The sequence below is a fragment of the Rhizobacter sp. Root1221 genome, from assembly GCF_001425785.1.
Classification (GTDB): domain Bacteria; phylum Pseudomonadota; class Gammaproteobacteria; order Burkholderiales; family Burkholderiaceae_C; genus Rhizobacter.
In genome coordinates, this window is the sequence record NZ_LMDI01000060.1 from 1,228 (window position 1) to 6,154 (window position 4,927).

3 protein-coding genes and 2 pseudogenes are annotated in these 4,927 nt (G+C 70.2%); all 5 read right to left on the reverse strand.

Translation table 11 applies throughout. From position 1 onward, the window contains the following. A partial coding sequence (locus ASC87_RS32865) for an AMP-binding protein (protein ID WP_235582318.1) occupies positions 1-667 on the reverse strand: 667 nt, incomplete at both ends. A 1-nt stretch (position 668) separates the two neighbouring features. Then, a pseudogene (locus tag ASC87_RS33545) lies at positions 669-1,332 on the reverse strand (condensation domain-containing protein); the annotation flags it as partial. Next, the gene (locus tag ASC87_RS33550) at positions 1,266-2,462 is read right to left on the reverse strand and encodes a condensation domain-containing protein (RefSeq protein ID WP_056670581.1); all 1,197 of its coding nucleotides are present in this window, start codon (positions 2,460-2,462) and stop codon (positions 1,266-1,268) included. The gene ASC87_RS33550 and the pseudogene ASC87_RS33545, both read right to left, overlap by 67 nt. Continuing rightward, complete coding sequence (locus tag ASC87_RS32540) at positions 2,423-4,303, reverse strand: amino acid adenylation domain-containing protein (protein WP_056670584.1); 1,881 nt, start codon at positions 4,301-4,303, stop codon at positions 2,423-2,425. Before ASC87_RS32540 ends, ASC87_RS33550 begins: the two co-directional genes overlap by 40 nt. A 5-nt stretch (positions 4,304-4,308) precedes the next feature. Beyond that, a pseudogene (locus ASC87_RS33445) lies at positions 4,309-4,895 on the reverse strand (condensation domain-containing protein); the annotation flags it as partial. Between the last annotated feature and the right edge of the window lie 32 nt (positions 4,896-4,927).

Sequence of the window (4,927 nt, forward strand, 5' to 3'; positions counted from 1 at the left end):
GCAGCAGGGCCGGCTGCGCATCGTCGAGCATGAACGCGATGCGCTCGGCGGGATAGTTGGGATCGAGCGGGAGGTAGACGGCGCCGGCCTTGAAGATGCCCAGCATGGCGACGGGGAGGTCGATGGTCCGGTGCAGCGCCACGGCGATGCGTTGCTCGGGCTGCACGCCCAGCGCGAGCAACCGGTGGGCAAGCCGGTTGGCGCGGGTGTTGAGTTCGGCATACGACAGCCGGACGTCGCCGAAGGTGACGGCCAGGGCCTCGGGGTGCAGCGATACCTGCTGCTCGAACAATGCCGGGATGGACGAGTCAGGCACCGGCTGGGCCGTGGCGTTCCAATGCTGCAGCAGGCGCCGGTCATCGCCATCGAGCAGGTCGATGTCACCGATCCGGCCCTCGGGCGCGGCAGCCATGGCTTCGAGCACGTGCTGCCATCGCCGCGCCAGGCGCGCGATGGTTGGTGCATCGAACAGGTCGGCCGCGTATTCGATGTGGCCCTGCAAGCCACCCGCCGAGCCGGGTGCGTCGGCCCACTCTCGCAGGTTGAAGACCAGGTCGAACTTGACGACAGGCACATGAACCGGCAGGTGCGTTGCCTGCAGGCCGGCCAGGTCCAGCCGCGGTTGCTGCCCGGCGCCCTGCAGCCCCAGCATGACCTGGAACAGCGGNCCGCGTATTCGATGTGGCCCTGCAAGCCCCCCGCCGAGCCGGGTGCGTCGGCCCACTCTCGCAGGTTGAAGACCAGGTCGAACTTGACGACAGGCACATGAACCGGCAGGTGCGTTGCCTGCAGGCCGGCCAGGTCCAGCCGCGGTTGCTGCCCGGCGCCCTGCAGCCCCAGCATGACCTGGAACAGCGGGTGTGCCGACAGCGTGCGGGTCGGGTTCAGCGCCTCGATCACCCGCTCGAATGGCAGATCCTGGTGTGCATAGGCTGCGAGGCAACGCTCGCGGACCTGCAGCAGCAGGGCCGAGACGTCGGGATTCCCGCTCGTATCGGTGCGCAGTGCCAGCGTGTTGACGAAGAAGCCGACCAGCGGGTCGAGCGCGGCATCCGAACGCCCGGCGATGGGCGAACCCACCACGATGTCGGYGCCGGCACCGAGCCGGGTGAGCAGGATGGCGAGCGCCGCGTGCAGCACCATGAAGAGGCTGGCGCCATGCCGCTGGCCCACAGCCAGCAGGTTGCGGTGCAGGGCCGGCGGGATGTGCAGCGCAACCGATGCGCCACGATGGCTGGAGAGGGTGGGCCGGGGGCGGTCGGGCGTCAGGGAGCAGAGTTCGGGCGCCCCGGCCAGCGCATCGCGCCAGTGGGTGAGCTGGCGATGGGCCAGGCTCTGGGGATCATCGGACCGGGATCATCGGACCGGGCCAGCAGCGTGTGCTGCCAAAGGGTGTAGTCCGCGTACTGCACCGCCAGCGGTGCCCAGGCGGGGGGGCGTCCGCYGCAGCGTGCGCCGTAGGCGAAGGCCAGGTCGGCCATCAGCGGGGCGATGGACTCGCCGTCGGCGGCGATGTGGTGCAGCAAGAGCAGCAGCACGTGTTCGTTGGCGCCGAGCGAGAAGAGGGTGGCGCGCAGCGGGATCTGCGAGGCGAGGTCGAACTGGTGCTGGACGGCCGCCTCCACGGCGGCTTGCAGCGCCGCGTCGGGTTCGGGCATGCCCGCAAGGCTGATGCGTTCCAGCGCAGGCTCGGCGAGCTTCCCGTCGAGGATCTGCTGGCACGGCTCGCTGGCCGTCTCGGGAAACACCGTGCGCAAGCTCTCGTGCCGGGCGGCGAGGTCGGCCAGCGCAGCTTCGAGTGCCTCGACATGAACGGCCCCGCGCAACCGCCAGCAGGAAGGRATGTTGTACGTTGCGCTCGCGCCTTCGAGCCGATGCAGGAACCACAGCCGCTGCTGGGCGAAGGACAACGGGAGCGGRTCGGGTCGCGGCAGCGCACGGAGYGGCGGTTGCTGGGCGAGCGCCTCGCCYGTKGCCTCCAGGTGCACGGCCAGCCGCGCCACGGACGGGGCCTCGAACAGCGTGCGCACCGACAGCTCGACGTTCAGCGCCGCCCGGATGCGKCCGGCCAGCCGCGTGGCCAGCAGCGAGTGGCCGCCCAACGCGAAGAAATCGTCGTCGATGCCGAYACGCGCCAGGCCGAGCACCTCCGCGAAGAGGGCCRCCAACGCGTGCTCGTTCGGCGTGCGCGCTTCACGGAAAGACGTTTGCGCCGTGAAGTCGGGTGCGGGCAGCGCCTTGCGGTCGATCTTGCCGTTGGGCGTGAGCGGCAAGGCCTCGAGCATCACCACGGCAGCRGGCACCATGTAGTCGGGCAAGCGCTCGGCCAGGTAGCGGCGCAAGGCGGCGGGGTCCGGCCGAGCGGGGCCGGGGACGACGTAGCCGACCAGCTGCCGGTTGCCCGGTTGGTCCTCGCGGGCGATCACGGTGGCCTGGGCCACGCCGGGATGCAGTTCCAGCACGGACTGGATCTCACCGGGCTCGATGCGAAAGCCCCGGATATCATGATCGTGCTGGGCGCCTTGCTCACCAAGGCGAGCAGCATCGCTGGCGACATGGTGGGGTCGTTGGGGATCACGAGCCAGGCCGTCGTCTCGACGTGCAGGTAGTTGTCGCCGAAGCCCCGGATCTTGACCTGCTCGTCGATGCGGCCCAGGAACTCGATGGTGCCGTCGTGGCGCCAGCGGCCCAGGTCGCCGGAGCGGTACAGGCGCGAGCCGGGCGGYCCGAAGGGGTCGGCGGCGAAGCGGTCGGCCGTCAGGCCGGGGCGGTTCAGGTAGCCGCGCGCCACACCGGCACCACCGATGCAGATCTCACCCGGGCTGCCGATGGGAACCGGCTGCAGCAGGGTGTCGAGGAGGTGGATCTGCGTGTTGTCCAGCGGGCCGCCAAGGGGCACGTTTTCGGCGATCTCACCCAGTGACGGCACCGGATAGGCGATGGCGAACGTGGTGGTTTCCGTGGGGCCGTAGACGTGCACCACCGCGGTTTCCGGGCAGCAGGCACGCATGCGTTCGAACGCCGCGACGGAAGCCCGTTCGCCGCCCGTCCACAGCGTGCGCAGCCCGCGCAGGCAATGGGGATCGGTGTCCATCAGCAGCCGGAACATGGCGGTGGTCATGAAGACCGCGGTCACGCCCGCCGTGTCGATCAGCCGCCGCAGCGTGGCCGGTTCCAGGTTCTCCGGCGGCGCCACGACGACCTGCCCGCCCATCAGCAGCGGCACCCACAGCTCGTAGGTGGACGCGTCGAAGGCGTGAGGCGAGTGCGCCAGCACGCGTGCATGGTGGCCATCGCGCCAGCGCCGGTCGATGGCGAGGCTGGCGATGTTGGCGTGCGTGACAGCCACACCCTTGGGCCGGCCTGTGGACCCCGAGGTGTAGATCACATAGGCGAGCTGGTCCGCGGTGATGGATCGGCCCGGATTGGTGGCGGGTTGTTGCGACAGCGCGGCGCCGTCGATGGCGACCACCCGGGCCGCCATGGCGCGCATGCCCTCGGGCGCTTCGCCCTTGAGCAGCAGCACGCTCGCGGCGGCATCCGCCATGATCAACTGCTTGCGCTCATCGGGGTAGCGGGACGACAGCGGCACGTAGACCGCGCCTGCCTTGAGCACCGCCAGGATCGCCATGGCGAAATCGGCGGAATCGTCCAGCAGGACCGCGACGCGATCCTCGGTGCGCACGCCGAGTTGGATCAGGTGGTGAGCGAGCCGGTTGGCGCGGGCGTTGAGTTCGGCATACGACAGCCCGACGTCACCGAAGGTGACGGCCAGGGCCTCGGGATGCAGCGACACCTGCTGCTCGAACAACGCGGGGACGGACGATTCAGCCACCGGCTGGGCCGTGGCGTTCCAATGCTGCAGCAGGCGCCGGTCGTCACCAGCGAGCAGATCGATTTCACCGATCCGGCGCCCGGGCGCGGCGACGATGGCTTCGAGCACCCTTTGCCACTGTTGCGCCAGGCGATCGATGGTCGGTGCATCGAACAGGTCGACCGCATATTCCAGGTGGCCTCGCAGGCTGACGGCCGCACCGGGTGCATCGGCCCACTCCCGCAGGTTGAAGACCAGGTCGAGCTTGACGACCGGCACATGAACCGGCAGGTGCGTTGCCTGCAGGCCGGCCAGGTCCAGCCGCGGTTGCTGCCCGGCGCCCTGCAGCCCCAGCATGACCTGGAACAGCGGGTGTGCCGACAGCGTGCGGGTCGGGTTCAGCGCCTCGATCACCCGCTCGAATGGCAGATCCTGGTGTGCATAGGCTGCGAGGCAACGCAACGCGCTGGCGGGGGCCGAGCTGGCCATCGTGNGGTTGCTGCCCGGCGCCCTGCAGCCCCAGCATGACCTGGAACAGCGGGTGTGCCGACAGCGTGCGGGTCGGGTTCAGCGCCTCGATCACCCGCTCGAACGGCAAGTCCTGGTGTGCATAGGCTGCGAGGCAACGCTCGCGGACCTGCAGCAGCAGGGCCGAGACGTCGAGATTCCCGCGCGTATCGGTGCGCAGCGCCAGCGTGTTGACGAAGAAGCCGACCAGCGGGTCGAGCGCGGCATCCGAACGCCCGGCGATGGGCGAACCCACCACGATGTCGGCCCCGGCACCGAGCCGGGTGAGCAGGATGGCGAGCGCCGTGTGCAGCACCATGAAGAGGCTGGCGCCATGCCGCTGGCCCACGGCCAGCAGGTCGCGGTGCAGGGCCGGCGGGATGTGCAGCGGAACCGATGCGCTGCGGTACGTGGAGAGGGTGGGCCGGGGCCGGTCGGGCGTCAGGGAGCAGAGTTCGGGCGCCCCGGCCAGCGCATCGCGCCAGTGGGTGAGCTGGCGATGGGCCAGGCTCTGGGGATCATCGGACCGGGCCAGCAGCGTGTGCTGCCAAAGGGTGTAGTCCGCGTACTGCACCGCCAGCGGTGCCCAGGCGGGGGGGCGTCCGC